Source organism: Streptomyces sp. NPDC060049 (genome assembly GCF_042736715.1).
Lineage (GTDB): Bacteria > Actinomycetota > Actinomycetes > Streptomycetales > Streptomycetaceae > Streptomyces.
Window position 1 is genome coordinate 35374 of sequence record NZ_JBHWVV010000014.1, and the last position, 26572, is coordinate 61945.

The window sequence follows — 26572 nt, forward strand, 5'->3', positions numbered from 1 at the left end:
TGTCTACTGCTTCTCGCACTGGCTGACGACCTGCTGCTCCTCGGCAGTCAGGACGGGGCCCGGCGTTTGGTTGCCCTGTGCCTCGGCGGTGCGGCGCTCCTCGTCCTTCTTGCACGCGGAGGCCTGGATGCCGAGCTGGTCGATCTTCGTGCGGGCGCCGTCGAGGCTGTTCTCGCTGATCGTGTCCACGACCTGCTTGCGCTTGAAGGCCGGCAGGTACTTCAGTTCGATGTCGGGGCGGTCGGTCTCCACCTTGGAGAGCGCCACGGGCCCGAGCTTCTGGCTGATGCCGCGGAAGAGCGCCACGTGTTCGCCCTTGACGCCGACGTAGAACTGGGTCTGCGTCCAGCGGTAGCCCGCGTACAGGCCGCCGCCGAGGACGCCGAGGACGACCAGCAGGGTCAGCGTGCGCGTGGTCCACTTGCGGCCCTTGCCGCGCCGCCTGCGCGGGTGGTCGTACGTGTCCTCGTACGCCGCGTCGTTGTCGTACGGGTCGGCATCGCCGAAGCCGCCGTACCCGCCACCGGCTCCCGCGCCCTGTCCCTGGGCGCCGTAGCCGCCGTAGCCCGGGGCCTCTCCGCTGCCGGGGGGGCCGAAGGCGCCGGCGGGCGGGGCGGCCTGGCGGCCGAGCCCGGAGGCGCGGCCGGCGGGCGTCTGCATGGCGTTGCCGCCGTCGAAGAGCTGGTGGTGCTGGTTCTCGGCGACCGCGCCGACGACGACCGGGGTGTCGTTGACCTGCGCGGCCAGGGTGTCGCCGCTGTCGGTGTCGAGGACGTCGGCCACGATGCAGGTGATGTTGTCGGGGCCGCCGCCGCGCAGCGCGAGCTGGATGAGCGAGGCCACGGTCTCGCGCGGGCCGTGGTAGTCGGCGAGGGTCTCCTCCAGGGTCTGGTGGGAGACCACGCCGGAGAGCCCGTCGGAGCAGATGAGGTAGCGGTCGCCGACCCGGACCTCGCGGATGGAGAGGTCGGGTTCCACGATGTCGCCGCTGCCGAGCGCTCTCATCAGGAGGGAGCGCTGCGGGTGCGTGGTGGCTTCCTCCTCGGTGATGCGGCCCTCGTCGACGAGGCGCTGCACCCAGGTGTGGTCCTGGGTGATCTGCGTGAGGATGCCGTCGCGGAGCAGGTAGGCGCGGGAGTCCCCGACGTGGACCAGCCCGAGGCGCTGGCCGGTCCACAGCAGGGCGGTGAGCGTGGTGCCCATGCCCTCGAGCTGGGGGTCCTCCTCGACCATGGAGCGCAGCTGGTCGTTGGCCCGCTGCACGGCCGTGCTGAGGGCCGTCAGGATGTCGGAGCCCGGTACGTCGTCGTCGAGCTGCACGAGGGTGGAGATCACCTCGGAGCTGGCGACTTCACCGGCGGCCTGGCCGCCCATGCCGTCGGCGATCGCGAGGAGACGCGGCCCGGCGTAGCCGGAGTCCTCGTTGCCCTCGCGGATCATGCCCTTGTGCGATCCGGCGGCGAACCGCAGGGACAGACTCATGCGCACCTGCCCTGTCGATGACGCTGCCTCCGGGTACAACCGGTCTCGAGCCACACTGCCCACCCTCCGGTCGGGAGCGCGCGCGGGTCCGTGTCCCCGGTGGGACGGACCGCTGCGGCTCGCTCGCTCCGCTCGCTCATTCTCGTACTACTTCCGCAGCTCGATGACGGTCTTGCCGATGCGGATCGGGGCGCCCGGCGGAATGGGCGTCGGGGTGGTCAGCCGGGTCCGGTCGAGATACGTGCCGTTGGTGGACCCGAGATCCTCGACGATCCACTGACCGTCACGGTCGGGGTAGATCCTGGCATGCCTGCTGGAGGCGTAGTCGTCGTCCAGCACGATCGTGGAGTCATGGGCGCGCCCCAAGGTGATCGTCTGCCCCGCGAGGGCCACCGTGGTACCCGTGAGGGTGCCCTCGGAGACGACGAGCTTGGTGGGCGCACCGCGGCGCTGGCGCTGCTGCGGTGGGGCCGCGGTCTGGCGGCCCTGCTGCTGGGGAGCGCCGGTGGCGCTCCCGCCGCGCCGGGAACCGCGCTGCGTGACTCTCGTACCGAAGAGATCGCTGCGGATGACCTGTACGGCCACGATGACGAACAGCCACAGAACGGCCAGGAAACCCAACCGCATGACCGTCAGGGTCAGCTCTGACATTGCCCCCGCTTCACCCTTCGGCTTGCCGGTAAATGATGGTGGTGCTGCCCACGACGATCCGCGAACCGTCGCGGAGCGTAGCGCGGGTGGTGTGCTGCCCGTCCACCACGATGCCGTTGGTGGACCCGAGATCCTGGATCGTGGAGGGCGTTCCGGTCCGGATCTCACAGTGCCGGCGCGAGACGCCGGGGTCGTCGATCCGCACGTCGGCTTCGGTGCTTCGGCCGAGTACGAGCGTGGGGCGCGAGATCTGGTGGCGGGTGCCGTTGATCTCGATCCAGTGGCGCCGGACGGCGCCCCCGGGGGACACGGGCGGTGCGGGAGCCTGGCCGCCGGGAGCCGGCCGACGCGCGCCGGCTCCGCCCGGGGGCGGGCCCGGAGGCATCGGCGGCGCACCGACCGGCGGGTAGCCGTAGCCGCCGGGCTGGGCCGGCGGAGCCTGGCGGCCCTGTCCCGGGCCCTGACCCTGGCTCGGGCCCTGGGCCGGCTGGCCCGGGGCCTGGGAGGTGCTGGAAGCGAGCGTGCGGCTGCGGACCCGGTAGAGCCCGGTGTCCAGGTCGTCCGCCTTCTCCAGGTGCACCTTGATGGGGCCCATGAAGCTGTAGCGCTGCTGCTTGGCGTAGTCGCGGACGAGGCCCGCGAGCTCGTCGCCGAGCTGGCCCGAGTAGGGGCTCAGCCGGTCGAAGTCGCCCGTGCTCAGCTCCACGATGAAGTCGTTCGGGACGACCGTCCGCTCCCGGTTCCAGATGGTGGCGTTGTTGTCGCACTCCCGCTGGAGGGCGCCCGCGATCTCCACCGGCTGGACCTCGGACTTGAACACCTTGGCGAAGGTGCCGTTCACCAGACCTTCGAGTCGCTGCTCGAACCGCTTCAGGACTCCCATGGGGCACCTCCTCCGTCGTTGTCGCCCTGTACTGCTTACTGATCGTATCCACGCATGGCGGATTCGGGTGGTTCCCCATCGGTCACGAGCGCAGGAGTGTTGGTCCTCACAAGCGATGGTAGGGGGGCCCCGGGGACAGTGTCCCGCACCTGGAGCCGAGTGCGGGAGGGGCCGTCCACGGGCGGCCTCCCGGGGGCACGGAAAGCGATGTGAATCCACCCCGTCCCCCGTGCTAATGTTCCGATGTCGCCAGGGGAACGGCCCGCAAGGGAAGATCCACTGGTAGCCGCTCGGGCGAGTGGCGGAACGGCAGACGCGCTGGCTTCAGGTGCCAGTGTCCTTCGGGACGTGGGGGTTCAAATCCCCCCTCGCCCACTTGACGAAACGGTCGTCATCGCGAAAGCGATGGCGGCCGTTTCGCGTTGTTCCGGGTCCGGCTCGGGTGACGTATCCCTCGGAGGTGCGGGCGACAAACACCCGTGGGGGTGGAGGTGGGCCGTCAGACTTTCGTCGCGCAGGACGCGACGAAAGAGAGCAGCGCGGGCCGGACGGCGGTGTCTAGGGTCGGTCGCGTGGATGTGACGGCGAAAACGCGTGCGGGATGGCTCTGGCTGAAGGGGCCCGAGCCCTGGACGCGGCGGATGCTGGCCGGGGACCTGGCGCTGGCCGGTGTGCTGGCGCTGCTCGGGCTGGGGGTCGAGGAGCTCGACAAGGGCTCCGCCGCGAGGATGCTGACCAGTGTCGTGGCCGTGGTGGTGCTCGTCCTGCTGCGGCGGCGGCTGCCGGTGTTCACGCTGGTGGTGGGCTCGGCGGTGGGCGTGTACCTGCCCGGGGCGTTCCTCGTGGCGATCCCGCTCGGCTGGTCCGCGGGTCGGCGCATCGTGGGCGTGGGCCGGGCGCTCGGCGCGTTCACCGCCGCCTTCGTCGCCGCGGTCGTACTCAACGTGGTCAAGGAGTGGTCGCAGGGCCGGCCGGTGCTGATCGTCGTCTTCGGCGCCCTGATGTTCCTGGCCACGGTCGTCATGCCCGGTCTGGCCAGCCGTTACTGGTCCCAGCGCAACACGCTGCTGCGGGCCCTCCAGGAGCGCAACGCCCAGCTGCTGCGCGAGCGGGCGATGGTCGCCGGGCAGGCCAGGCTGCGCGAACGCCAGCGCATCGCCCAGGACATGCACGACAGCCTCGGCCACCAGCTCGCGCTGATCTCGGTGCACACCGGTGCGCTGGAGGTCGATCCGGTGCTGACCGACCGGCAGCGCGTGGCGGTCGGCGTCCTTCGGCAGGCCTCGGTCGCGGCCATGCACGAGCTGCGCGAGGTCGTCGGCATCCTGCGGGACGGGGTGGAGGGCCCGGAGCCCGTGGAGGAGGCGCAGCCGGCCGCGCGCGGGGTGGCGGGCATCGCCGGGATCGTGGAGGCGGCGAGGAGCGCGGGGACCGACGTACGGCTCACGACGGCGGGGCGGCCGAGGCCGCTGGTCGCGGCGTGCGACCACGCGGCCTTCCGGATCGCGCAGGAGGCGCTGACCAACGCCTACAAGCACGCTCCGGGTGCGCCGATCACGGTGGAACTGCGCTACGAGGACGACTCCCTGGTGGTGGAGATCGCCAACGGCCCCGCGGCGGGCCCCGGCGCCGGCGAGGTGGTCTCCGGCGGGCAGGGGCTGACGGGGCTGCGCGAACGGGCCCGGCTGGTCGGCGGCATGGTCTACGCGGGAGCCGCCGAGGGCGGTGGTTTCCGCGTCGCCGGGGTGCTCCCGTACGGGACGGAGCCGGCCGGGGCGCAGGAGGCCGGGCTGCGGGAGATGGTGCCGCACGAGGTCGCGGACGACTTCGGACAGCAGCTGCGGGCCCGGCCGCCGGCCGACGGATCGGCGCCGATCGACTGGGCAGCCGTCGACCGGAAGCTGCTCAGCCGCAGCGGCCGGTCCGGGAGCGTGGCGCTGGGCTGCGGGATCGCGGTCGCGGCCGTGGTGGTGCTGCTGATCGTCATCGGGGCCGCGGTGGCCCTGCTCGTGGGCTCGGTGGGCGACGCGACGCTCAGCCGGGCCGAGTACGACAGCATCCGCGTGGGCGAGGCGGAGGACGCGGTGCGTCCGCGGCTGCCCAGCGGCGACAGCATCCTGACCGAGGGGCTCGACCGGAAGGGGCCGCCGCGTCCGCCGGGCGCGACGTGTCTGGCCCTGCTCGCGGACGACGACTCCGGCCTGGGCAGCGACAGCGTTTTCCGGTTCTGCTTCAAGGACGGCAAGCTCGTCGAGAAGCAGGCGTACCAGGCCGAGCAGTAGGAGCACGGATGACAGCGCAGGTGATCCGCGTGGTGATCGCTGACGACGAGCCGCTGATCCGGGCCGGGATCAGGATGATCTTGACCTCGGCGGCGGACATCGAGGTCGTCGCCGAGGCGGCGAACGGCCGGGAGGCCGTGGAGCTGGCCCGGGCGCACGGGCCGGACGTGGTGCTCCTGGACATCCAGATGCCGGTCATGGACGGGCTGACGGCACTGGCCGAGCTCGGGCGGGCGGCTCCGCAGGTGCGGGCGCTGATCCTGACCACCTTCGGTGAGAAGGAGAACGTGCTGCGCGCGCTGAGCGGGGGTGGCGCGGGGTTCCTGCTGAAGGACTCGGCGCCCGGCGAGCTGATCGGCGCGGTACGGGCGGCCGCGGCGGGGGACGCGTACCTGTCTCCGGCGGCGACCCGGCACGTGGTGGACCAGCTGGCGTCCGGCCGGTCCACGGGCCGCGCCGAGGAGGCCAGGCGCCGGGTGGCCGAGCTGAGCGAGCGCGAGCGCGGGGTCCTGGCCCTGCTGGGCGAGGGGCTCTCGAACGCGGACGCGGGGCGGCGGCTGCACATGAGCGAGGCGACGGTGAAGACGTACGTGAGCCGGATCCTGGCGAAGCTGGAGTGCGAGAACCGGGTCCAGGCGGCCCTGCTGGCCAGGGACGCCGGGCTCTAGTGCCGGGCTCTAGTGCCTGGCTCTAGTGCCGTGCCGGCGCCGCGACCCGGTGGACCTTTCCGGCCTAGCCACCGGGACTGCGAAAGGAGCGCCGGGCGCCGGAGGTTGCGGTCCGCGGGGCGTGCCCCGGTGGACTCGGCCGTTCGCGGCACTAGTACGGTCTGGGCCGAAAACCGATGGCGAGCAGGGGGCGGACGGCATGACGGCGGAACCCGGACAGCGCGTGGTGGCACCGCGGCAGCGGATCCCGGAGGTCGAGGGGTTCGCGCCGCGCGTCGCCGCCGGGCCGGCGAAAGGCTCTCCCCGGGCGGCCGGCAAGGCGCTGCGCACGCGCGTGCCCCGGGCGGCGCACGCGCGGTTCGAGGCCCCGGCCGACCGCCCCGACGCGGTGCGGGCGGTGGAGGAGTCCAATGCCGGCCGGGTCGCCGAACTGACGCCGATACGGGTCGGCCGGATGGCTGCCAACCCCTTCGCGTTCCTGCGCGGGGCGGCCGGGCTGATGGCGCACGACCTCTCCGGCGGCCCGGTGACGGGAATCGGCGCACAGATATGCGGGGACGCCCACGCGGCCAACTTCGGCCTGTACGGGGACGCGCGCGGCCGCCTGGTCATCGACCTCAACGACTTCGACGAAACCGTCTTCGGCCCCTGGGAGTGGGACCTCAAGCGGCTGGCCACCTCACTGGTGCTGGCCGGGCGGGTGGCCGGCGCCGACGAGGACACCTGCCGGGCGGCCGCGCTCGACGCCGCGGGGGCGTACCGCCGCACCATGCGACTGCTGGCCAAACTGCCTGCCCTGGACGCCTGGAACGCCATCGCGGACGAGGAGCTCGTCTCGCACGCCGATGCCCGGGACCTGCTGGGCACGCTGGAACGGGTCTCCGAGAAGGCCCGGAACAACACGTCCGCGCGGTTCGCCGCCAAGTCCACCGAGGCGGCGCCGGACGGGGGCCGGGCCTTCGTGGACGCGCTGCCGGTGCTGCGCCGGGTCGGGGACGGGGAGGCGGCGGCCGTGGCGGCCGCGCTGGGCCCGTACCTGGAGACGCTCCAGGGGGACCGGCAGCCGCTGCTGGCCCGGTACGCGATCCACGACGTGGCCTTCCGGGTGGTGGGCACCGGCAGCGTCGGCACCCGCTCCTACGTGGTGCTGCTGCTCGACCACCGGGGCGAGGCGCTCGTCCTCCAGGTGAAGGAGGCCCGGCCCTCGGCGCTGCTGCCGTACCTGCCCGGGCTCGGCTTCGTCTCCGCTCCGGAGGAGCACGAGGGCCGTCGGGTGGTGGCCGGGCAGCAGCGGATGCAGGTGGTCTCCGACATCCTGCTGGGCTGGACGACGGTCGAGGGACGGCCCTTCCAGGTGCGCCAGTTCCGCAACCGCAAGGGCAGCGTGGACCCGGCGGCGCTGGCCGTCGAGCAGTTCGACGACTACGGGCGGATGACCGGAGCCCTGCTGGCGCGCGCCCATGCGCACAGCGCGGATCCGCGGCTGCTGGCCGCCTACTGCGGCAAGAACGACGAGCTGGACGAGGCGATGGCCGGCTTCGCCGTCGCCTACGCCGACCGGAGCGAGGGCGACCACGCCGTGCTGGTGGCGGCGGTGCGGTCCGGGCGGATCGCGGCGGAGTCCGGGGTCTGAGCCCGGCCCGAGCCCGGTTGGAGCCCGGCCCGAGCCCGGTTGGAGCCCGGGTGGGCCCGGCCCGAGCCCGTTCCGAGTCCGCCCGGGTGATGTTTCACGTGAAACACCCGGGCGGGCGGGCCTTAGGCTGGCCGGGTGAGCGAGCAGACAGTTCCCGAAGCGTCCGAGCCCGGCCCCGGTGAAGGTCCTGGACCCGGCGAAGGTCCTGGCCCCGCTGCCGACGAGCGGCCCGAGGCGCGCCTGGAGCGCGCGGTGCGGGCCGCCGAGCAGGCGCTGATCGAGTTCGAGATCGCGGTGGAGACGTTCCGGGTGGAGGTGGAGAACTTCTCCCGCCTGCACCACCAGAAGCTCGGCCCGATGTACGCGCGGCTCGACGAGCTGGACGCCCTGATCGCGGAGGCGAAGGCCGCGCGCACCGGGGACCCGGAGGACCTGCGCCGGGCGCGCGAGGCCCGCTCGCTGGTGATGCCGATGCCCGGCGTGGACGAGCTGTTCCACGACTGGCTGGACTCCGACGGGATGTCCGACGACGCGTCCGCGATGCTCACCGACCGCGCGGTGCGGCCGCCCGAGCGCGTGCGCCCCTCGGAGGAGGTGCGCCGCCTCTACCGCGAGCTGGTCCGCAAGGCGCATCCGGACCTTGCCCAGGACGAGGCCGAGCGCGAGCGGCGCGACGCTTTCATCGCGCGGGTCAACGCGGCCTACGGGCGCGGCGAGGAGCAGCTGCTGCGCGAGCTGGCGCAGGAGTGGGCGGCGGGCCCGGCGCCGGCCGAGCCGCGGCTGAGCGAGAGCGAGGAGCTGTACGAGCGCCTCGAGTGGCTCGCGCGGCGCAAGGAACTGCTGTCGGTGGTGGCTCGGGAGCTGGAGGACAGCGCGATCGGGTCGATGCTGCGGATGGCCCCGGACGATCCGGACCGGCTGCTGGAGGAGATCGCCGAGCAGCTGCTCGGCGACGTCGAGAAGCGTGAGGCGGAGCTCGCGGCGCTCGCCGCGGAGTGAGACGCCGACGGCCCTGCGCGCCGCCGCGACCCGGTGGACCCTTCCGGCCTAGCGGCTCGGGACGGGCGGGCAGGTCTTACAGGTCGGATAGGTTGGCTCACCTATCCGTGACGAGAGAAGGCGACAGACATGAACTCCGGACCGCTTCCCTCGGTGGCCGCCTCCGCACTGCCCTCCGAGGCCTTCGTCCTCGACGTTCGGGAGAACGACGAATGGGCGGCCGGGCACGCCGAGGGCGCGCTGCACATCCCGATGAGCGAGTTCGTGGCGCGCATCGGTGAGCTGACCGAGAAGATCGAGGACGACCGCCCGGTGTACGTGATGTGCCGGGTCGGCGGGCGTTCCGCCCAGGTGGCCCAGTACCTGCGGGGCCAGGACATCGACGCCGTGAACGTGGACGGCGGCATGCAGGACTGGGAGGCCGCCGGCCGCCCGGTCGTCACCGACGCGGGCGCCCCGGGCTTCGTCGTCTGACGGGTGCCTCAGGCGAGGGGGTGAGCGGCCAGCAGGTCGCCCAGTGCCTCCTCGTGCACGGCGGCCGGGCCGAGCTGGAGCTCCAGCTGCTTGGCCCACGCGTGGTAGCGGTGGAGCGGGTAGTCGGTGTCGGCGCCGAAGCCGCCGTGGAGGTGCTGCGCGGTCTGCACGACGCGCCGTACGCCCTCGGAGGCCCAGATCTTCGCCACGGCCACGTCTCCGGCGCTCGGCAGCGGGCCGCCCGCTCCGCCCGTCGCGGCGTCGAGCCGCCAGGCGGCCTGCCAGAGGGTGACCTCCATGGCGCGCAGGTCGATGTAGCGGTCGGCGGCCTGGACGGCGACCGCCTGGAAGGTGGCCACCGGGAAGCCGAACTGCTCGCGCTTGCTGGTGTACCGGCTGGTCATGGTGAGGACGCCCTCGCCCAGGCCGAGCGCGAGCGCGCAGGTCCCGGTCGCCAGGAGCTGGCGCAGGTGGTCCCAGGCGCCCGGGGTTCCGACGAGGTGCTCGGCCGGTATCCGTACGCCGTCGAGGGTGACCTCGGCGAGCCGTTCCCCGCTGGTGGAGTACTGCTCGGCGAGGGTCACGCCGTCGCTGAGGCGGGGGAGGAACGCGAGGACGGCCTCGCCCTGTCCGGTGTGGGCGGGGACGGCGATCCAGTCGGCGCTGTGCGCCCAGGCGACCGAGGTCTGGACCCCTTCCAGGACCCACTGCGCGCCGTCCCGCCGAGCGGTGACGGCCAGTTCGGCCGGGTCGTGGCCGGTGCGGCCGTGCGCGGCGACGGTGAGCACGAGGCTGCCCCGCCCGGCGCCCGGCAGCAGGGCGGCGGCCAGTTCGGGGCTGCCGTGCGCCTGGACGGCCATGGCGGTGGCGCAGTGCTCCAGCAGCGGCACCCGGGCCAGGACCCTGCCCGCCTCGCGCAGCATGAGGCACAGGGCGATGGCGTCGAGTCCGGCGCCGTCGTGCTCCTCGGCGAGGACCAGGCTCAGCAGGTCGGAGCCGGCGAGCTTGGCCCACAGTCCGCGGTCGAACTCCTCGGCGACGGCGCGCGGGGTGAGCGCGGGGCTCGGCACGCTGTCGGGGGCGACGTCCGCGAACACGGCCCGGGCCGCCTCGACGGCGGCCTGCTGCTCCTCGGTGAAGGTGAAGTCCACTGCCTGTCCTCCCGCGTGCCCGGAACGTGTTCTCTCTGACGGTGCGTCAAGATAGAACACGTTCCTGAAATTGGACAGGGGGCGACGCGGGCGGCCCGTCAGCGGTCGAAGTCGATCTCCACTTCCTCCGACACCGGGTGGGACTGGCAGGCCAGTACGAACCCGGCCTCCGTCTCCTGCTCCTCCAGGGCGAAATTGCGCTCCATCCGCACCTCGCCCGTCACCAGGAACGCCCGGCAGGTGCCGCACACTCCGCCCTTGCAGGCGTACGGGGCGTCCGCGCGGGCCCGCAGCACCGCGTCGAGCAGGGACTCGCCCTCCCGGACCGGCCAGGTGCCCGAGCGGCCGTCGAGCCGCGCGGTGACCCGGCCGTGGGTGGCGGCGGCCGAAGCGACAGGTGCCGGCGGGGCGGTGTCCTCGACGTGGAACACCTCCTCGTGGACCCGGGTCCGCAGGACCCCGAGCGCGCCGAGCGCCTGTTCGGCGCCCGTCACCAGCCCGTACGGCCCGCACAGGAACCAGCCCGTCACCTCCGCGACCGGCAGCAGCGCGGGCAGCAGCTTCGTCAGCCGCTCCTCGTCGAGCCGCCCCGAGGGCAGCCCGGCCTCCTGCTCCTCCCGGGACAGGACGGTGACCAGCTGGAACCGGTCGGGGTAGCGGTCCTTGAGGTCGGCGACCTCCTCCAGGAACATCGTCGAGGCCGCGCTGCGGTCACTGCGCACCAGGCAGAACCGGGCGTCGGGCCGGGCCGCCAGGAGAGTGGCGGCGATCGACAGCACCGGGGTGATCCCGCTGCCGCCGACGATCGCGGCGTAGTGCGCGGCGGGCGGAGCCGCCGCCGGGTCCAGGACGAACCGCCCGGCCGGGACCATCACGTCCAGCACGTCCCCGACCGCGACCTGCTTGTGCGCGAACGTGGAGAATTCGCCGCCCTCCACGAGGCGCACCCCGACCCGCAGCGCCGTCGGGCCCGGGCCGTCGGCCGCCGGGGCGGGCGAGCAGATCGAGTAGGTGCGGCGGACCTCGGAGCCGTCGGGTGACTGCCGGCGCAGGGTGAGGTGCTGGCCGGGGGCGTGCCGGTACTCGGAGCTCAGCTCCGGCGGGACGGTGAGGGTCAGCGCCACGGAGTCCTCGGTGAGCCGGTCGACCGCCGCCACCGTCAAAGTGTGGAACGCGCCGTGGCGCGCGGGGCGCGCCGGGCTCGCGGACCCCAGCGTGGGCGACGGCGGTGACACGGCCATCTACAGCTCCTTGAAGTGGTCGAACGGTTCACGGCAGGCGGTGCAGCGGCGCAGCGCCTTGCATGCGGTGGAGGAGAACCGGCTCAGGAGCTCGGTTTCGGTCGATCCGCAGTGGGGGCAGCGGACGGACAGGGTGAGCGGGACCGGCCCGCCGGCGGAGTGCGGCCGCGGCGGGGCGATGCCGAACTCGGCCAGCTTGCGGCGGCCCTCTGCGCTGATGTCGTCGGTGGACCAGGCGGGGGCCAGGACCGTGTGCACCCGGACGTCGGGTATGCCGTGATCGGTCAGGACCCGCTCGATGTCGGCCGACATGGCCTCGATCGCCGGGCAGCCGGTGTAGGTGGGGGTGAGGGTGACGTCGACGTGTCCGTCCTCGTGCATCCGGACCCCGCGCATCACGCCGAGCTCGGCGAGGGTGAGCACGGGCAGCTCGGGGTCGGGGACGGAGCCGGCCAGCTCGGCGAGCTCCACCTCCAGCCGGGTCAGCCCGGCGTCGGCGCCGGTCCCGGCCTCGGCCCTGGTGCCGCCCTGGGTCACCATGACGCCCCCGGGTGGCTGCGGTGCAGGTGCTGCATCTCCGCGAGCAGCCGGCCGAACGACTCGGTGTGCAGCCCCTGCCGGCCTGCTCCCGCGGCCCAGGCGCCGTGGCGCGGCCCCTGGGGCAGCTCCAGCCCGGCCCGCTCCAGTACGCCGCCCAGCGCGGACAGCCACCTGCCCTCCAGCGCGGCCCAGTCCACACCGTCGGCCCCGTCGAGCCCGTCCACCGGCCGGAACATCTCCCCGGTGTACTTCCACAGGGCGTCCAGCGCGGCCCGCATCCGGGCCCGGCTCTCCTGCGTGCCGTCGCCGAGCCGCAGCGTCCACTGCTCGGCGTGGTCGCGGTGGTAGGCCGTCTCCTTGACCGCCTTCGCGGCGAGCGGCCCGAACGGGCCGTCCCCGAGGGCGAGCTCACCGTAGAGCTCGTGCTGGTAGAGCGAGAAGTAGAGCTGGCGGGCGATGGTGTGGGCGAAGTCGCCATTGGGCTGCTCGACCAGCTGGAGGTTGCGGAAGGACCGCTCCTCGCGCAGGAACGCGAGCTCGTCCTCGTCGCCGGCCATCGACAGCAGGACGCGCGCCTGGCCGAGCAGGTCGAGGGCGATGTTGGCCAGGGCGACCTCCTCCTCCAGGACGGGCGCGTGCCCCGCCCACTCACCGAGGCGGTGGGAGAGGATCAGCGCGTCGTCGGCGAGGGCGAGGACGGCGGCCGTGGGGACGGCGTCGGCGCCCGAGGCCCCAGAGGCCCCGGAGGCGGTGGTGGCGGCGGTACCGGTGGTCCCGGAGGTGCTGGTCACAGGTGGCTCACCCCGTCGGGGATCTCGTAGAAGGTCGGGTGGCGGTACGGCTTGTCGGCGGACGGGGCGAAGAAGGGGTCCCGCTCGTCCGGGGAGGACGCCGTGATCTCCGTGGAGGGCACGACCCAGATCGAGATGCCCTCGCCGCGCCGGGTGTAGAGATCGCGGGCGTTGCGCAGGGCCATCTCCGCGTCGGGGGCGTGCAGGCTGCCCGCATGCGTGTGCGAGAGGCCGCGCCTCGAGCGGACGAACACCTCCCACAGGGGCCAGTTCTGCGTCATACCCGCGCCTCGCTTCCCGTTGCTCCTGCTGTGGCTGCCGCCGCTTGCTTCTCCGCGTACGCCGCGGCCGCGTCGCGCACCCAGGCGCCTTCCTCGTGCGCCGTGCGGCGCTGTCCTATCCGTTCCTCGTTGCACGGGCCGTTGCCCTTGAGTACTTCCCAGAACTCCGTCCAGTCGATCGCGCCGAAGTCGTGGTGCCCGCGCTCCTCGTTCCACTTCAGGTCCGGGTCGGGCAGGGTCAGGCCCAGCGACTCGGCCTGCGGGACGGCGATGTCGACGAAGCGCTGGCGCAGCTCGTCATTGGAGTGGCGCTTGATCCGCCAGGCCATCGACTGCGCCGAGTGCGCCGACTCCCCGTCCGGCGGGCCGAACATCATCAGGGAGGGCCACCACCAGCGGTCGACGGCGTCCTGCGCCATCGCGTGCTGTGCCTCGGTGCCCCGGGACAGCGCGAGGAGCAGCTCGTACCCCTGGCGCTGGTGGAAGGACTCCTCCTTGCAGATCCGGACCATGGCCCGCGCGTACGGCCCGTAGGAGCAGCGGCAGATCGGGACCTGGTTGGTGATCGCCGCGCCGTCCACGAGCCAGCCGATGGCGCCGACGTCGGCCCAGGTCAGCGTGGGGTAGTTGAAGATCGAGGAGTACTTCTGCTTCCCGGCGTGCAGCTTGTCGAGGAGCTCGTCGCGGCTGGTGCCGAGGGTCTCGGCGGCGCTGTACAGGTACAGGCCGTGGCCGGCCTCGTCCTGGACCTTCGCCATGAGGATCGCCTTGCGGCGCAGCGAGGGCGCGCGGGTGATCCAGTTCGCCTCGGGCTGCATGCCGATGATCTCGGAATGAGCGTGCTGGGCCATCTGGCGGACCAGGGAGGCGCGGTATTCGTCGGGCATCCAGTCGCGCGGTTCCACGCGCTCGTCGGCCGCCACGGCGGCGTCGAAGGCCGCCGCGAGCTGCGCGCCGAGGTCGGCGCTCACGCCAGTCCCGGACTCCGGTCCCGCGTCCTGCCCCGCCCCCGATGTCGCTGCCGGGGTCACTGCCACCATCACGGCCCCCTGTCAGAGTCTTTTCCGCCTCGTCCGCCCGACCGACCGATCGTTCGGTTCATGCTCTTCAATGGTGGGACGACGGCCCGTAGGGTGTCAACCTCTGTGGTCAACCCTGTGGACGCCGGATGATCGGGGCGGGATGGATTCGAACGAGCACGAGCTCCCGGAAGGGGACCCGCCGCCCCCGCCGAGGGCGCCCGGAATCGCCGGTCTGTCCACCCCGTACCGGGTCGTGGCGGCCCTCGCCCTCGGCGGGGTGGCCGTCGCCGCCTGCTGGCACCTGGCGCTCGTGTTCCTGCACGTGGCACCGTCCAACACGCTGAGCAAGCAGCACGCGGAGACGGTCGACGGCTGGGTCTACCCCGAGTTCGAACAGAACTGGAAGCTCTTCGCGCCGAACCCGCTCCAGCAGAACATCTCCGTGGAGGTCCGCGCGGAGGTGTGGACGGACGAAGGGCTGCTGGTCACCGGCAACTGGCGCGGGCTGTCCGCCGAGGACGGCCTGGCCATCCGCCACAGCCTGCTGCCGAGCCACACGCGGCAGAACGAGCTGCGCCGGGCCTGGGACTTCTTCATCAGCTCCCACGACGAGGACAACAAGGCGAACGGCGAGCGCGGCGAACTCGCGGAGCATTACCTGCGCCGCATCGCGCTGGACCGGCTGGACCCCCGGACGGAAGCGGACATGGCCGTGGGCAAGGGCGGGCGCCTGGCCGTGGGCCGGATCGTACGGATCCAGCTGCGCGCGGCGACGACGGCGCTCCCCGCGCCCGCGTGGTCCGACGAGAAGATCGACACCCAGACGTACTACCGGGAGCTGCCGTGGTGGACGGTGTGAGCGGCGTCCGCGACGCCGCGGAGCCGGCCGACGGTGCGGAGCCGGCCGAAGCCGCGGAGCCGGCCGACGGCGCGAAGCCGACCAGCGGCGCGCGCGCCGCGACCGGGCGGGCGCCGTCGACGCGGGCCGCGACCGGGCGCGTCGCCGGCGCGCGGGCCGCGGCGGGGCGGGCCCTGGCCAAGGTCACCGGGCAGGCGTTGGGCCCGTACCAGAGCGCCGTGGTCCGCATCGGCTTCGCCGGCACCTGGCTGTTCTTCCTGCTCCGGGAGTTCCCCCACCGGCACGAGCTCTACGGGCCGGACGGCCCCTGGAGCTGGGAGCTGGCGCGCCGGCTGATCGACTCGAACCACGCCTTCACGGTGCTGATGTGGTCGGACTCGCCGCTCTGGTTCGAGATCGTCTACGCCCTCTCGGTGCTGTCGAGCGCGCTGCTGCTGCTGGGATGGCGCACGCGGGCGACGTCCGTGCTGTTCATGGCCGGCGTGCTGTCGCTGCAGAACCGCAGTGTCTTCATGGGCGACGGCGGCGACAACGTCATCCACCTGATGGCGATCTACCTCGTCCTGACCCGCTGCGCGCAGGTGTGGTCGCTGGACGCCGCCCGCGCCCGCCGGCGGGGCACGGCCTCGGCGGGCGGCGCGGGGCCGGCGCTGTGGGGCGTGCTCGGCGCGGTGTTCGCGTACGGGTCCGTGACCGGGGGGTTCAGCACCGGCTGGATGGTGGCCTTCGCCGCGCTGTGGGTGCTCGCCGCGCTGTGGTGGATGGTCGACCGCTACGAGCCGGCGGGGGAGGGCCGGGCGGTCCTCGACGTCCTGGCCAACCTGGTGCACAACGCCGGCATGCTGGTGATCATGGCGGAGGTCTGCCTGATCTACGCGACGGCCGGCTGGTACAAGATCCAGGGCTCACGATGGCAGGACGGGACGGCCCTGTACTACCCCCTGGGCCTGGACTACTTCGCCCCGTGGCCGGGGCTGTCGGCCCTCCTGGCGAGCAGCGGCACGCTGGTCATGCTGCTGACGTACGGGACGGTCGTGGTCCAGGTGGCGTTCCCGTTCACGCTGTTCAACCGGCGGATCAAGAACGTGCTGCTGGCGCTGATGATGCTGGAGCACGCGGGCATCGCCGTGCTGCTCGGACTGCCGTTCTTCTCGCTGGCGATGATCGCCGCCGACGCGGTCTTCCTGCCGACGGCGTTCCTGGTGTGGCTCGGCGCGCGGGCCGCGGCGCTGCGGCGGCGCTCCGGCGCGCCCGCGCCGGAACAGGACGCGGACCAGGACCGGGGTCCGGGCCGGGAGCCGGGTCAGGAGCCCGGGAGCGGGCCGGAGCGGGAGGCGCGACCGGGGACCGTAGGCTCGGTGGCATGAATGAGCAGCACGAGGACGCCGACGGCACACAGCGGCAGTGGCGGGAGGCCGCCGACCGGGAGGACCTCGTGCTCCTCGACGGGTTCCACGCGCTGAAGCACGCCCTGCGCTTCGGGGCGGACGTGCGGATGGCCGTGGCGGACGACCCGGAGGCCGTACGGAGCCTCGCGCGCGAGCTGGCCGCCGACGTGGAGGCAGATGTCGCGCGGCTGGTGCGGCGGGCGCCCCTCAAGGGACTGCTGCCCCGCGTACATCCCACCGGGGTGGCGGCCCTCGCGGTTCGGCCCGGCCGGGCCGAGGGACGGGCCCGGCTCGCCGCGCTGCCCAGGGCGGCCCCGGTCGTCGTCCTCGACAACCCCCGCAACCTCGGCAACGTCGGTGCCGTCGTCCGCCTCGCCGCGGGCTTCGGCGCCACCGGTGTCGTCACCCGAGGCGATCTCGACCCCTGGCATCCGAACGTGGTCCGCGCCGGGGCGGGACTGCACTACGCCACCACCGTGGACCAGGTGGACCTCGACACCCTGCCGCCGGGCCCGCTGTACGCGCTCGACCCGGAGGGCGAGGACATCCGTGCCCTCACCCTCCCGGACGACGCCCTGCTCGCCTTCGGCTCCGAACGCCATGGCATCTCGCCCGAGCTCCGCGCCCGCGCCGATCACCTGGTGTCCCTGCCGATGCGCCCGCAGGTCTCCAGCTACAACCTGGCCACCAGCGTGGCCATGACCCTCTTCCACTGGGGCGGGCCGCGCCCGGCGGACCGGCCGGCCGGCTAGCCGGCCCGACTGGCCGGCCGGCAGCCGCCCGCACGGCTCAGCCCTGGCGGCGGACCTCCACCACGCGGAAGCGGTTGGAGACGAACGCCCCGTCGCACAGCGCCGCGTTCGCCGCGGGGTTGCCGCCCGAGCCGTGGAAGTCGGAGAAGGCCGCGGTCTGGTTCACATAGACCCCGCCCGTCAGGTTCAGCGAGAGCTGCGCCGACTCCTCCAGGCAGACCTCCTCGATGGCCCGCTCGGTGTCCGCGGAGGTCGTGTAGGCCCCGACCGTCATCGCGCCCTTCTCGCGGACCGTGCGCCGCAGCAGGTCCAGCGCGCTCGCCGTGGAGTCGACGGCCACCGCGAAGGAGACCGGGCCGAAGCACTCGGAGAGGTAGGGGGCGGAGTCGTCCGGCTTGGCGGAGTCCAGCTTCACCATCACCGGCGTGCGCACCACGGCGCCCGGGAACTCCGGATGCGCCACCTCGCGCGAGGCCAGCGCGACCTCGCCGAGCCCGGCCGCCGCCTCCAGGCGGGCCTTGACGTCCGGATTGACCAGCGCGCCGAGCAGCGCGTTGGCCCGGGCGTCGTCGCCCAGGAGGCCGCCGACGGCGCCCGCGAGGTCCGCGACGACCTCGTCGTACGTCTTGTGTCCGGCGTCCGTCTCGATGCCGTCGCGCGGGATCAGCAGGTTCTGCGGGGTGGTGCACATCTGGCCGCTGTAGAGGGACAGCGAGAAGGCCAGGTTGGACAGCATCCCCTTGTAGTTGTCGGTGGAGTCCAGGACGACGGTGTTGACGCCGGCCTTCTCCGTGTAGACCTGGGCCTGGCGGGCGTTGGCCTCCAGCCACTCGCCGAACTCGGTGGACCCGGTGTAGTCGATGACCTTGATCTCGGGCCGGACGGCGAGCTCCTTGGCGATGCCCTCGCCCGGCCGCTCGACCGCCAGCGCCACCAGGTTCGGGTCGAAGCCGGCGTCGGCCAGGACCTCGCGGGCCACCTGGACGGTCAGCGCCAGCGGGAGCACGGCGCGCGGGTGCGGCTTGACCAGCACCGGGTTGCCCGTGGCCAGTGAGGCGAAGATGCCCGGGTAGCCGTTCCAGGTGGGGAAGGTGTTGCAGCCGATCATCAGGGAGATCCCGCGCGGGACGGCCGTGAAGGTCTTGCCCAGCTCCAACGGGTCCTTCTTGCCCTGCGGCTTCGACCAGTCGGCCTGCCCCGGGACCCGGGTCTGCTCCTCGTACGCGTAGGCCACGGCCTCCAGGCCGCGGTCCTGTGCGTGCGGGCCGCCCGCCTGGAACGCCATCATGAAGGCCTGGCCGCTGGTGTGCATGACCGCGTGCGCGAACTCGTGCGTCCGCGCCGAGATCCGGGCCAGGATCTCGATGCAGACCAGGGCGCGGGTCTCGGGCCCGGCGTCGCGCCAGGCGCCCATGCCGGCCCGCATCGCGGGCAGCAGCACCTCCGGGTCCACGTGCGGGTACTCCACACCGAGCTCCACGCCGTACGGGGAGGTCTCGGCGCCCGTCCAGTCGTCGGTCCCGGGCTGCCCGAGGTCGAGCCGGGTGCCGCGCAGCGCCTGGAAGGCGGCCAGGCCGTCGGCCGGCGCGCTCTCCCCGTAGGCCTTGGGGTGCTCGGGGTGCGGGGACCAGTAGGCACGGCTGCGGATCGTGGCCAGGGCCTGGTCCAGGGTGGGCCGGTGCTTGGCGGACAGCTGGGGGACGGTGAGCTCGGCGGCCATCTGGGACCAACTCCTCGTTGAGCCGGGCGGGATCAGGCGATCGGGTCAGGCAAGAAGGGATGAATAAGAGCAGACTGGAGTTAGAGTAACCGAACGATCGGTCGGGACAAGAGGGCCCGGCAGGCCTGTGGATAAGTCGGTGCGGGAGGATCGGGTCATGACAGCAATCGAGCGGTCCCGCACAGTGGCGGTAGTCGGCGCCGGCACGATGGGGCAGGGAATCGCCCAGGTCGCTCTTCTCGCAGGTCACCGCGTGCTGATCTACGACATCAACGCGGTGCTCGCCGCCGACGCGGTCGGTTTCGTGCAGGACCGCGTCGAGCGGATGGCCGCCAAGGGCAGGCTGGATCGCGCCGAGGCAGAGGACGCGATCGGCCGAATCGACTCGGCGGCGGAACTGTCCGGTCTGGCGGGCGCCGCCCTCGTCGTCGAGGCCGTCGTCGAGGACGTCACCGTCAAGCGGGCGCTCTTCGCCGCGCTCGAAGAGGTGCTCTCGCCGGACGCGCTGCTGGCCACCAACACCTCCTCCCTCTCCGTCACCGAGCTCGCGGCGGGCCTCGCGCACCCCGGCCGCTTCCTCGGCCTGCACTTCTTCAACCCGGCTCCGCTGCTCCCGCTGGTCGAGGTGGTCTCCGGGTTCGCGACCGACCCGGCCACCGCCGACCGCGCGTACCGCACCGTGCTGGGCTGGGGGAAGACGCCGGTGCGCTGCGCCGACACCCCGGGCTTCATCGTCAACCGGATCGCCCGCCCCTTCTACGCCGAGGCCTTCGCGGTGTACGAGGAGCGGGGCGCCGACCCGGCCACCATCGACGCCGTGCTCCGCGAGTGCGGGGGCTTCAAGATGGGCCCCTTCGCGCTGACCGACCTGATCGGCCAGGACGTCAACGAGGCCGTCACCCGCTCCGTGTGGGAGTCCTTCTTCCGCAGCCCGAAGTTCACCCCGTCGCTCGCGCAGCGCCGGCTGGTCCAGTCGGGCCGCCTCGGCCGCAAGTCGGGGCACGGCTGGTACCCGTACGGCCCGGACGCGAAGGCCCCGGAACCGCACACCGCCGGTCCCGAGGACGCGCCCGCGAAGGTGACCGTCGTCGGCGACCTCGGGCCCGCCGCGGCGCTCGCCGACCTCTTCGAGGAGGCGGGGATCGCGGTCACGTCCACCGAGCACGGGGGCCCGTACATCCAGCTCCCCGGCGAGGGGCAGCTCGTGCTCGCCGACGGCAAGACCTCGATCGAATTCGCCGACGTCGTCTACTTCGACCTCGCCTTCGACTACCGCGCCGCCACCCGGATCGCGCTCTCCGTCAGCGAGGACACCAGCGAGCGGACGCTCTCCGAGGCGGTCGGGCTCTTCCAGAAGCTCGGCAAGAAGGTCTCCGTCATCGGGGACGTCCCCGGCATGATCGTCGCCCGGACCGTCGCGATGCTGATCGACCTCACGGCCGACGCCGTCGCGCGCGGGGTCGCGGGCGCCGAGGACATCGACACGGCGATGCGGCTCGGGGTCAACTACCCGGCCGGTCCCGCCGAATGGCACGACCGGCTCGGCCGGGACTGGGCGTACGACCTGCTCCACCACCTCGACGAGCGCTGCCCGGGCGGCCGGTACGCGCCGTCGCTCGCGCTGTACAAGCTGGGTTACGCGGCGGGCGAGGACGAGGTCGACGGCGGGGACGACGAGGCGGGGGAGACGGAATGACGACGGTCAAGCGGGACACCTACACGCCCGAGACGCTCCTGACCGTCGCCGTCCAGGTCTTCAACGAGCGCGGCTACGACGGCACCTCGATGGAGCACCTGTCGAAGGCCGCCGGCATCTCCAAGTCCTCCATCTACCACCACGTCGCGGGCAAGGAGGAGCTCCTCCAGCGGGCCGTCAGCCGGGCGCTGGACGAACTCTTCGCGGTGCTGGGGGAGCCGGGCGCGGTACGGGGCCGCGCGGTCGAGCGCGTCGAGTACGTCACCCGGCGCACGGTCGAGGTCCTCGTCGCCGAACTGCCCTACGTGACGCTGCTGCTGCGGGTCCGGGGCAACACCCGTACCGAGCGCTGGGCGCTGGAGCGCCGCCGCGAGTTCGACCACCAGGTCGCGGAGCTGCTGAAGGCCGCCGCCGCCGAGGGCGACCTGCGGGCGGACGTCGACATCCGCCTCGCCACCCGCCTGCTCTTCGGCATGGTCAACTCCCTGGTCGAGTGGTACCGCCCGCACCCGGGCACCACCCCCGACCAGCTCGCGGACGCGGTGGTCAGCATGGCCCTGGACGGCCTGCGCACGCAGCGGTAGACGGCGGGCGCGCCGGTCGGTCCCGACGCGGCGCGGCGCAGGGGCGGGCGGGCGCGCGGACGTGCCTATTCCTCGGTGATCGTCGGGCCGGCGGCCGGGTCGCGGGCCAGGAGGTCCGTTTCCTCGAAGACCAGCAGGGTGCGGGTCGAGAGCACCTCCGGGATGGACTGGAGGCGGGTCAGGACCAGCTCGCGCAGGGTGCGGTTGTCCGGGGTGTGCACCAGGAGCAGGACGTCGAAATCGCCGCTGACCAGAGCGATGTGCGCCGCGCCCGGCAGCTCGCGGAGCTGTTCGCGGACCGTGCGCCAGGAATTCTGGACGATCTTCAGGGTGATGTAGGCGGAGGCGCCCTGGCCCGCCCTCTCGTGGTTGACGCGGGCCGTGAAGCCCCGGATCACCCCGTCGTCGATGAGCCGGTTGATCCGGGCGTAGGCGTTCGCCCGCGAGACGTGCACCTGCTCGGCGACGGAGCGTATCGAGGCGCGGCCGTCCGCCTGGAGCAGGCGCACGATCGACCGGTCGATCGGGTCCAGCGCGCGCGGCGGCCCGGGCGGTGCGGACGGCCCGGACGGACCCGCGGGGCCCCCGGACGCGCCCCCGGGTGCGCCCCCCGTCCCGGACGCCGCTCCGGAACCCGCTCCGGCCATTTGTTCATCCGCCATCGCCCGCTGCCTGCCTCTCCTGGACGTCCTGCACCCATACCAGGGCGTCGGCGCCACTTTGTCCACAGCCTGGAGCCGCCTGTAGCCAAATTGCCCGGACAACCGAACAATCGGTAGGTGAGGCGCCTCACATCCGGGGCCCTCCCTGCCCGCTTCCCACGAGGAGGTGTACACCGCCATGACGGTCCAAGAGCTGCCCGGTGCCGGTGCGTCCCACCGCTCCACCCCGCCGCCCGCCTGGAGGCCCCGTACGGATGCCGCGCCGCTGCTCCCGGACCCCGAGCCGTACCGGGTACTGGGCACGCCGGCTGCCGACCGGCTCGACCCCGAGCTGATGCGCCGGTGCTACGCCGAGCTGGTGCGCGGCCGCCGCTACAACGCCCAGGCCACCGCCCTCACCCGGCAGGGCCGTCTGGCCGTATATCCGTCCACCGTGGGCCAGGAGGCCTGCGAGATCGCCGCCGCGCTCGTCCTGGAGGACCAGGACTGGCTCTTCCCGAGCTACCGCGACACCCTCGCGGCCGTGGCGCGCGGACTGGACCCCGTACAGGCACTGACCCTGCTGCGCGGCGACTGGCACACCGGGTACGACCCGCGCGAGCGCCGGATCGCCCCGCTGTCGACCCCGCTCGCCACCCAGCTGCCCCACGCGGTCGGCCTGGCGCACGCCGCCCGGCTGCGCGGCGACGACGTGGTCGCCCTCGCCATGGTCGGCGACGGCGGCACCAGCGAGGGCGATTTCCACGAGGCCATGAACTTCGCCGCCGTCTGGCAGGCGCCGGTCGTCTTCCTCGTCCAGAACAACGGCTTCGCGATCTCCGTCCCGCTCGCCAAGCAGACCGCCGCCCCGACCCTCGCCCACAAGGCCGTGGGGTACGGGATGCCGGGCCGCCTCGTCGACGGCAACGACATCGCCGCCATGCACGAAGTGCTGTCCGAGGCGGTCCGGCGGGCCCGGGCCGGCGGCGGACCGACGATGATCGAGGCGGTCACCTACCGGATCGAGGCCCACACCAACGCCGACGACGCCACCCGCTACCGGGGCGACGCCGAGGTCGAGGCCTGGAAGGCGCACGACCCGGTCGAGCTGCTGGAGCGCGAGCTGACCGCGCGCGGGCTGCTGGACGAGGCGGGCATCCAGGCCGCCAAGGACGCTACCGAGGAGATGGCGGCGGCGCTCCGGGACGGGATGAACGCGGAACCGGTACTGGATCCGATGGACCTCTTCGGACACGTCTACGCGGAGCAGACCGACCGGCTGCGCGAACAGGCGGCCATGCTGCGCGCCGAGCTGGACGCGGCCGAGCAGGACGCGGCAGAACTGCATGAGGGAGACCCGTCATGACCACGGTGGCGGCGAAGCCGGCGACCACGAAGCCGGCGACCATGGCGCAGGCCCTGACCCGGGCCATGCGCGACGCGATGGCCGAGGACCCGACCGTCCACGTCATGGGCGAGGACGTCGGGGCGCTCGGCGGGGTCTTCCGCATCACGGACGGGCTGGCGAAGGAGTTCGGCGAGGACCGCTGTACCGACACCCCGCTCGCGGAGGCCGGGATCCTCGGCGCGGCGGTGGGCATGGCCATGTACGGGCTGCGGCCGGTCGTGGAGATGCAGTTCGACGCCTTCGCCTACCCGGCCTTCGAGCAGCTGATCTCGCACGTGGCGAAGATGCGCAACCGCACGCGCGGTGCGATGCCGCTCCCGATCACCATCCGGGTGCCCTACGGCGGCGGGATCGGCGGCGTGGAGCACCACAGCGACTCCTCCGAGGCGTACTACGTGGCCACGCCCGGGCTCACGGTCGTCACACCCGCGACGGTCGAGGACGCGTACGGCCTGCTGCGCGCCTCGATAGCCAGCGACGACCCGGTGGTCTTCCTGGAGCCGAAGCGGCTGTACTGGTCCAAGGCCGATTGGTCGCCGCAGGCACCCGCGGCGGTGCCGGGGATCGGCAAGGCACTCGTCCGGCGCAGCGGCACGAGCGCGACCCTGATCACCTACGGCCCGTCGCTGCCGGTGTGCATGGAGGCGGCCGAGGCGGCGCGCGAGGAGGGCTGGGACCTGGAGGTCGTGGACCTGCGCTCGCTGGTCCCCTTCGACGAGGAGACCGTCGTGGCCTCCGTACGCCGGACCGGGCGCGCGGTGGTGGTGCACGAGTCCGGCGGCTTCGGCGGTCCGGGTGCGGAGATCGCCGCCCGCGTCACGGAGCGGTGCTTCCACCACCTGGAGGCGCCGGTCCTGCGCGTGACCGGCTTCGACATCCCCTACCCGCCGCCGATGCTGGAAAAGCACCACCTGCCCGGCGTGGACCGGATCCTGGACACCGTGGGCCGTCTGCAGTGGGAGAACTGATGCCGCAGGTCATGGAGTTCAAGCTGCCGGACCTCGGGGAAGGGCTGACGGAGGCGGAGATCGTCCGCTGGCTGGTGGCGGTCGGCGACGTCGTCGCCATCGACCAGCCCGTCGTCGAGGTCGAGACGGCCAAGGCGATGGTCGAGGTGCCCTGCCCGTACGGGGGCGTGGTCACCGCCCGCTTCGGCGAGGAGGGGACGGAACTGCCGGTCGGCGCGCCGCTGATCACGGTGGCCGTGGGCGCGGCCGCCGGGGCTACGGACGCGCCCGAGGCGCCGTCGTCCGGTTCGGGCAACGTCCTGGTCGGCTACGGGACGGACCATTCGCGTCCGGCGCGTCGGAGGCGGGTGCGACCCGGCTCCGCCGCGCCGGGGCTCGTCCCCGCCGCCAAGACGCCGGCATCGGCTCCGGCTCCGGCTCCGGCCATGGCCGTGGCCGTGACTCCCGCCGTCACCGCTCCCGCCGTCGTCACCGGACCCGTGCCGGTCATCTCGCCGCTGGTGCGCAAGCTGGCGCGGGACCACGGAGTGGACCTGCGCGCGCTGCACGGATCCGGCCCGGAGGGCCTGATCCTGCGCGCGGACGTCGAGACGGCGCTGCGCGCCCCGCAGCCGGCGGCCGCGGCCCCCGCCGCGGCCTCCCCGGCGCCGGCCGCGTCCGGGGCTCCGGAAGGCGCCGTGCGGATCCCGCTCAAGGGCGTACGGGGCGCGGTCGCGGACAAGCTGTCGCGCAGCCGGCGCGAGATCCCCGACGCCACGTGCTGGGTCGACGCGGACGCCACGGAGCTGATGGCGACGCGGGCCGCGATGAACGCGGTGGGCGGGCCCAAGATCTCGGTGCTCGCGCTGCTGGCCCGCATCTGCACGGCCGCCCTGGCCCGGTATCCGGAGCTCAACTCCACGGTGGACCTCGCGGCGAACGAGATCGCCCGGCTCCCCGCCGTGCACCTGGGCTTCGCCGCCCAGACGGAGCGGGGCTTGATGGTCCCGGTCGTCCGGGACGCGCAGGGGCGCAACGCCGAGTCCCTGTCGGCGGAGTTCGCCCGCCTCACGGAGCTGGCCAGGGCGGGGAGGCTGTCCCCGGCCGACCTCACCGGAGGCACCTTCACCCTGAACAACTACGGGGTGTTCGGGGTGGACGGCTCCACGCCGATCATCAACCACCCGGAGGCCGCGATGCTCGGCGTGGGCCGGATCATGCCCAAGCCGTGGGTGCACGGGGGCGAGCTGGCGGTCCGCCAGGTCGTGCAGCTCTCCCTGACCTTCGACCACCGGGTCTGCGACGGGGGCACGGCGGGCGGTTTCCTGCGGTACGTGGCCGACTGCGTCGAGTCCCCGGGAGTCCTGCTGCGCACGCTGTAGCCCGGTCCGGGCGGCGGCGGGGATTCAGCCCCGCCGCCGCCCGGAGGCTCGCGCCGCGCGCAGGCGGCTCAAAGGTCGAAAGGTCGAAAGGTCGAAGGGCGAGACGGTCACACGGTCAGCAGCAGTTTGCCGACGTGCGCGCTGGACTCCAGGACACGGTGGGCCTCGGCGGCCTCCCGCATCGGGAAACGGGCGTGTACGACCGGGTGGATCCGGCCCGCCTCGACCAGGGGCCACACGTGCTCCCGTACCGCCGCGACGATCGCCGCCTTCTCCTCCAGCGGCCGCGCCCGCAGGGTCGTGGCGGTGATCGCCGCGCGCTTCCCCAGCAGGGTGGCGAGGTTGAGTTCCGCCTTCACCCCGCCCTGGAGCCCGATGACGGCGAGGCGCCCGTTGACGGCCAGCGCCTCCACGTTCCGCGTCAGGTACTTGGCGCCCATGATGTCCAGGATCACGTCCGCACCGGCGCCGCCGGTGGCCGCCCGTACCTCCTCGACGAAGTCCTGCTCGCGGTAGTCGATCAGGATGTCGGCGCCCAGCTCCGCGCAGCGCGCCAGCTTCTCCTTGCCGCCCGCGGTCACCGCGACCCGCGCGCCGACCGCCTTCGCCAGCTGGATCGCCATGGTCCCGATGCCGCTGGACCCGCCGTGCACCAGCAGGGTCTCGCCGGGGCGCAGGCCCGCGACCATGAAGACGTTCGACCAGACCGTAGTGACGACCTCCGGGAGGGCCGCCGCCGTCACCAGGTCCACGCCCGAGGGTACCGGCAGCAGCTGGCCCGCCGGGACGGCAACCTTCTGCGCGTACCCGCCGCCGGACAGCAGCGCGCACACCTCGTCGCCGACCGACCAGCCGGATACCCCGGGCCCGATCGCGCGGACGCGCCCGGAGCATTCCAGGCCGGGGTGGGGCGAGGCCCCGGGCGGCGGATCGTAGAACCCCTGCCGCTGCAGGACGTCGGCGCGGTTCACGGCACTCGCCGCGACCTCTACGAGGACTTCGCCGTCCCCGGCCACCGGATCGGGTGCTTCGGCCCACACCAGGGCGTCGGGACCGCCGGGCTGTTCGATGGTGATCGCATGCATGGCGGGAGGCTA

At 73.2% G+C, this 26572-nt stretch carries 25 protein-coding genes and 1 tRNA gene; 14 read left to right on the plus strand and 12 right to left on the minus strand.

What is annotated here, in order from left to right; all coding sequences use genetic code 11:
- Positions 1-3: 3 nt before the first annotated feature.
- From ACFWBY_RS25065 to ACFWBY_RS25075, 3 genes are all read right to left on the minus strand, one after another.
- A complete protein-coding gene (locus ACFWBY_RS25065) occupies positions 4-1482 on the minus strand; it encodes a PP2C family protein-serine/threonine phosphatase (RefSeq protein ID WP_385340421.1) in 1479 nt (492 codons plus the stop codon).
- Positions 1483-1629: 147 nt separating this feature from the next.
- Positions 1630-2133 (minus strand): FHA domain-containing protein, encoded by a 504-nt coding sequence (locus ACFWBY_RS25070; RefSeq protein WP_385340419.1) that lies wholly within the window; start codon positions 2131-2133, stop codon positions 1630-1632.
- Between the two features lie 10 nt (positions 2134-2143).
- On the minus strand, positions 2144-3016 hold the full coding sequence (locus tag ACFWBY_RS25075) for an FhaA domain-containing protein (RefSeq protein WP_385340417.1): 873 nt from the start codon (positions 3014-3016) through the stop codon (positions 2144-2146).
- A gap of 292 nt (positions 3017-3308) precedes the next feature.
- On the opposite strand from ACFWBY_RS25075, the gene ACFWBY_RS25080 reads away from it, so the two are divergent.
- From ACFWBY_RS25080 to ACFWBY_RS25105, 6 genes are all read left to right on the plus strand, one after another.
- Positions 3309-3391, plus strand: a tRNA-Leu gene (locus ACFWBY_RS25080).
- 197 nt (positions 3392-3588) lie between these two features.
- Positions 3589-5298 carry a sensor histidine kinase gene (locus ACFWBY_RS25085; protein ID WP_385340415.1) on the plus strand — a complete coding sequence of 570 codons (1710 nt, stop codon included), beginning with the start codon at positions 3589-3591 and terminating at the stop codon, positions 5296-5298.
- 8 nt (positions 5299-5306) lie between these two features.
- A complete protein-coding gene (locus ACFWBY_RS25090) occupies positions 5307-5966 on the plus strand; it encodes a response regulator (protein ID WP_385340413.1) in 660 nt (219 codons plus the stop codon).
- Between the two features lie 199 nt (positions 5967-6165).
- The gene (locus tag ACFWBY_RS25095) at positions 6166-7599 is read left to right on the plus strand and encodes a DUF2252 domain-containing protein (RefSeq protein WP_385340411.1); all 1434 of its coding nucleotides are present in this window, start codon (positions 6166-6168) and stop codon (positions 7597-7599) included.
- Between the two features lie 135 nt (positions 7600-7734).
- The gene (locus tag ACFWBY_RS25100) at positions 7735-8598 is read left to right on the plus strand and encodes a J domain-containing protein (protein ID WP_385340409.1); all 864 of its coding nucleotides are present in this window, start codon (positions 7735-7737) and stop codon (positions 8596-8598) included.
- Positions 8599-8727: 129 nt separating this feature from the next.
- Positions 8728-9072 (plus strand): rhodanese-like domain-containing protein, encoded by a 345-nt coding sequence (locus tag ACFWBY_RS25105; protein ID WP_356652752.1) that lies wholly within the window; start codon positions 8728-8730, stop codon positions 9070-9072.
- An 8-nt stretch (positions 9073-9080) separates the two neighbouring features.
- Here the strand turns inward: ACFWBY_RS25105 and ACFWBY_RS25110 are convergent, their stop codons facing one another.
- The 6 genes from ACFWBY_RS25110 to paaA all read right to left on the minus strand — a co-directional run bounded on the left by ACFWBY_RS25110 (position 9081) and on the right by paaA (position 14116).
- Entirely contained in the window at positions 9081-10223 is a 1143-nt protein-coding gene (locus ACFWBY_RS25110) for an acyl-CoA dehydrogenase family protein (protein WP_385340408.1), read from the minus strand.
- A 98-nt stretch (positions 10224-10321) separates the two neighbouring features.
- Complete coding sequence (locus ACFWBY_RS25115) at positions 10322-11464, minus strand: 2Fe-2S iron-sulfur cluster-binding protein (RefSeq protein ID WP_385340406.1); 1143 nt, start codon at positions 11462-11464, stop codon at positions 10322-10324.
- Positions 11465-12004 carry a 1,2-phenylacetyl-CoA epoxidase subunit PaaD gene (gene paaD / locus ACFWBY_RS25120; protein ID WP_385340404.1) on the minus strand — a complete coding sequence of 180 codons (540 nt, stop codon included), beginning with the start codon at positions 12002-12004 and terminating at the stop codon, positions 11465-11467.
- Entirely contained in the window at positions 11998-12678 is a 681-nt protein-coding gene (paaC, locus tag ACFWBY_RS25125; protein WP_385340467.1) for a 1,2-phenylacetyl-CoA epoxidase subunit PaaC, read from the minus strand. Before paaC ends, paaD begins: the two co-directional genes overlap by 7 nt.
- A gap of 113 nt (positions 12679-12791) precedes the next feature.
- Positions 12792-13076, minus strand: a complete 285-nt coding sequence (gene paaB, locus ACFWBY_RS25130) for a 1,2-phenylacetyl-CoA epoxidase subunit PaaB (RefSeq protein WP_385340402.1) — start codon at positions 13074-13076, stop codon at positions 12792-12794.
- Positions 13073-14116 (minus strand): 1,2-phenylacetyl-CoA epoxidase subunit PaaA, encoded by a 1044-nt coding sequence (gene paaA, locus ACFWBY_RS25135; protein ID WP_385340400.1) that lies wholly within the window; start codon positions 14114-14116, stop codon positions 13073-13075. The genes paaB and paaA overlap by 4 nt, the downstream gene beginning before the upstream one ends.
- A 142-nt stretch (positions 14117-14258) precedes the next feature.
- On the opposite strand from paaA, the gene ACFWBY_RS25140 reads away from it, so the two are divergent.
- Genes ACFWBY_RS25140 through ACFWBY_RS25150 form a run of 3 tightly spaced genes read left to right on the plus strand, consistent with a single transcriptional unit; the run spans position 14259 to position 17097 of the window.
- Positions 14259-14957: a DUF5819 family protein gene (locus ACFWBY_RS25140; protein WP_385340398.1), complete on the plus strand. Its 699-nt coding sequence runs from the start codon at positions 14259-14261 to the stop codon at positions 14955-14957.
- Positions 14942-16324, plus strand: a complete 1383-nt coding sequence (locus ACFWBY_RS25145) for an HTTM domain-containing protein (protein WP_385409704.1) — start codon at positions 14942-14944, stop codon at positions 16322-16324. Before ACFWBY_RS25140 ends, ACFWBY_RS25145 begins: the two co-directional genes overlap by 16 nt.
- Positions 16321-17097 (plus strand): TrmH family RNA methyltransferase, encoded by a 777-nt coding sequence (locus ACFWBY_RS25150; RefSeq protein WP_385344669.1) that lies wholly within the window; start codon positions 16321-16323, stop codon positions 17095-17097. The genes ACFWBY_RS25145 and ACFWBY_RS25150 overlap by 4 nt, the downstream gene beginning before the upstream one ends.
- Before the next feature lie 37 nt (positions 17098-17134).
- Here ACFWBY_RS25150 and paaN read toward each other — a convergent pair whose 3' ends face one another.
- Positions 17135-18817 (minus strand): phenylacetic acid degradation protein PaaN, encoded by a 1683-nt coding sequence (gene paaN, locus ACFWBY_RS25155; protein WP_385344666.1) that lies wholly within the window; start codon positions 18815-18817, stop codon positions 17135-17137.
- A gap of 157 nt (positions 18818-18974) precedes the next feature.
- Between paaN and ACFWBY_RS25160 the strand changes: the two genes are divergently transcribed.
- Both ACFWBY_RS25160 and ACFWBY_RS25165 read left to right on the plus strand, forming a co-directional pair.
- Complete coding sequence (locus ACFWBY_RS25160) at positions 18975-20513, plus strand: 3-hydroxyacyl-CoA dehydrogenase (protein ID WP_385344663.1); 1539 nt, start codon at positions 18975-18977, stop codon at positions 20511-20513.
- Positions 20510-21097 (plus strand): TetR/AcrR family transcriptional regulator, encoded by a 588-nt coding sequence (locus ACFWBY_RS25165; protein ID WP_385344660.1) that lies wholly within the window; start codon positions 20510-20512, stop codon positions 21095-21097. The genes ACFWBY_RS25160 and ACFWBY_RS25165 overlap by 4 nt, the downstream gene beginning before the upstream one ends.
- Positions 21098-21162: 65 nt before the next feature.
- On the opposite strand, the gene ACFWBY_RS25170 is transcribed toward ACFWBY_RS25165, so the two are convergent.
- A complete protein-coding gene (locus ACFWBY_RS25170) occupies positions 21163-21606 on the minus strand; it encodes an Lrp/AsnC family transcriptional regulator (RefSeq protein WP_385344658.1) in 444 nt (147 codons plus the stop codon).
- 331 nt (positions 21607-21937) lie between these two features.
- Between ACFWBY_RS25170 and pdhA the strand changes: the two genes are divergently transcribed.
- From pdhA to ACFWBY_RS25185, 3 genes are read left to right on the plus strand one after another with little or no spacing between them, the layout of a single operon-like run.
- Positions 21938-23104 (plus strand): pyruvate dehydrogenase (acetyl-transferring) E1 component subunit alpha, encoded by a 1167-nt coding sequence (pdhA, locus tag ACFWBY_RS25175; RefSeq protein ID WP_385344655.1) that lies wholly within the window; start codon positions 21938-21940, stop codon positions 23102-23104.
- A complete protein-coding gene (locus ACFWBY_RS25180; RefSeq protein WP_385344653.1) occupies positions 23101-24114 on the plus strand; it encodes an alpha-ketoacid dehydrogenase subunit beta in 1014 nt (337 codons plus the stop codon). The genes pdhA and ACFWBY_RS25180 overlap by 4 nt, the downstream gene beginning before the upstream one ends.
- On the plus strand, positions 24114-25475 hold the full coding sequence (locus tag ACFWBY_RS25185) for a dihydrolipoamide acetyltransferase family protein (RefSeq protein WP_385344650.1): 1362 nt from the start codon (positions 24114-24116) through the stop codon (positions 25473-25475). Before ACFWBY_RS25180 ends, ACFWBY_RS25185 begins: the two co-directional genes overlap by 1 nt.
- Positions 25476-25582: 107 nt before the next feature.
- Here the strand turns inward: ACFWBY_RS25185 and ACFWBY_RS25190 are convergent, their stop codons facing one another.
- Complete coding sequence (locus ACFWBY_RS25190; protein ID WP_385337648.1) at positions 25583-26560, minus strand: NAD(P)H-quinone oxidoreductase; 978 nt, start codon at positions 26558-26560, stop codon at positions 25583-25585.
- Positions 26561-26572 lie beyond the last annotated feature (12 nt).

Excerpts from the sequence above, each read along its gene's own strand:
- ACFWBY_RS25165 (WP_385344660.1), top strand. The coding sequence starts at position 20,510 with ATGACGACGGTCAAGCGGGACACCTACACGCCCGAGACGCTCCTGACC.
- ACFWBY_RS25105 (WP_356652752.1), top strand. The coding sequence starts at position 8,728 with ATGAACTCCGGACCGCTTCCCTCGGTGGCCGCCTCCGCACTGCCCTCC.
- ACFWBY_RS25150 (WP_385344669.1), top strand. The coding sequence starts at position 16,321 with ATGAATGAGCAGCACGAGGACGCCGACGGCACACAGCGGCAGTGGCGG.
- ACFWBY_RS25070 (WP_385340419.1), bottom strand. The coding sequence starts at position 2,133 with ATGTCAGAGCTGACCCTGACGGTCATGCGGTTGGGTTTCCTGGCCGTT.
- ACFWBY_RS25075 (WP_385340417.1), bottom strand. The coding sequence starts at position 3,016 with ATGGGAGTCCTGAAGCGGTTCGAGCAGCGACTCGAAGGTCTGGTGAAC.
- ACFWBY_RS25065 (WP_385340421.1), bottom strand. The coding sequence starts at position 1,482 with ATGAGTCTGTCCCTGCGGTTCGCCGCCGGATCGCACAAGGGCATGATC.
- ACFWBY_RS25115 (WP_385340406.1), bottom strand. The coding sequence starts at position 11,464 with ATGGCCGTGTCACCGCCGTCGCCCACGCTGGGGTCCGCGAGCCCGGCG.
- pdhA (WP_385344655.1), top strand. The coding sequence starts at position 21,938 with ATGACGGTCCAAGAGCTGCCCGGTGCCGGTGCGTCCCACCGCTCCACC.
- ACFWBY_RS25090 (WP_385340413.1), top strand. The coding sequence starts at position 5,307 with ATGACAGCGCAGGTGATCCGCGTGGTGATCGCTGACGACGAGCCGCTG.
- ACFWBY_RS25190 (WP_385337648.1), bottom strand. The coding sequence starts at position 26,560 with ATGCATGCGATCACCATCGAACAGCCCGGCGGTCCCGACGCCCTGGTG.
- ACFWBY_RS25185 (WP_385344650.1), top strand. The coding sequence starts at position 24,114 with ATGCCGCAGGTCATGGAGTTCAAGCTGCCGGACCTCGGGGAAGGGCTG.
- ACFWBY_RS25095 (WP_385340411.1), top strand. The coding sequence starts at position 6,166 with ATGACGGCGGAACCCGGACAGCGCGTGGTGGCACCGCGGCAGCGGATC.
- paaN (WP_385344666.1), bottom strand. The coding sequence starts at position 18,817 with ATGGCCGCCGAGCTCACCGTCCCCCAGCTGTCCGCCAAGCACCGGCCC.
- ACFWBY_RS25180 (WP_385344653.1), top strand. The coding sequence starts at position 23,101 with ATGACCACGGTGGCGGCGAAGCCGGCGACCACGAAGCCGGCGACCATG.
- ACFWBY_RS25140 (WP_385340398.1), top strand. The coding sequence starts at position 14,259 with ATGGATTCGAACGAGCACGAGCTCCCGGAAGGGGACCCGCCGCCCCCG.
- paaD (WP_385340404.1), bottom strand. The coding sequence starts at position 12,004 with ATGGTGACCCAGGGCGGCACCAGGGCCGAGGCCGGGACCGGCGCCGAC.
- ACFWBY_RS25160 (WP_385344663.1), top strand. The coding sequence starts at position 18,975 with ATGACAGCAATCGAGCGGTCCCGCACAGTGGCGGTAGTCGGCGCCGGC.
- paaA (WP_385340400.1), bottom strand. The coding sequence starts at position 14,116 with ATGGTGGCAGTGACCCCGGCAGCGACATCGGGGGCGGGGCAGGACGCG.
- paaB (WP_385340402.1), bottom strand. The coding sequence starts at position 13,076 with ATGACGCAGAACTGGCCCCTGTGGGAGGTGTTCGTCCGCTCGAGGCGC.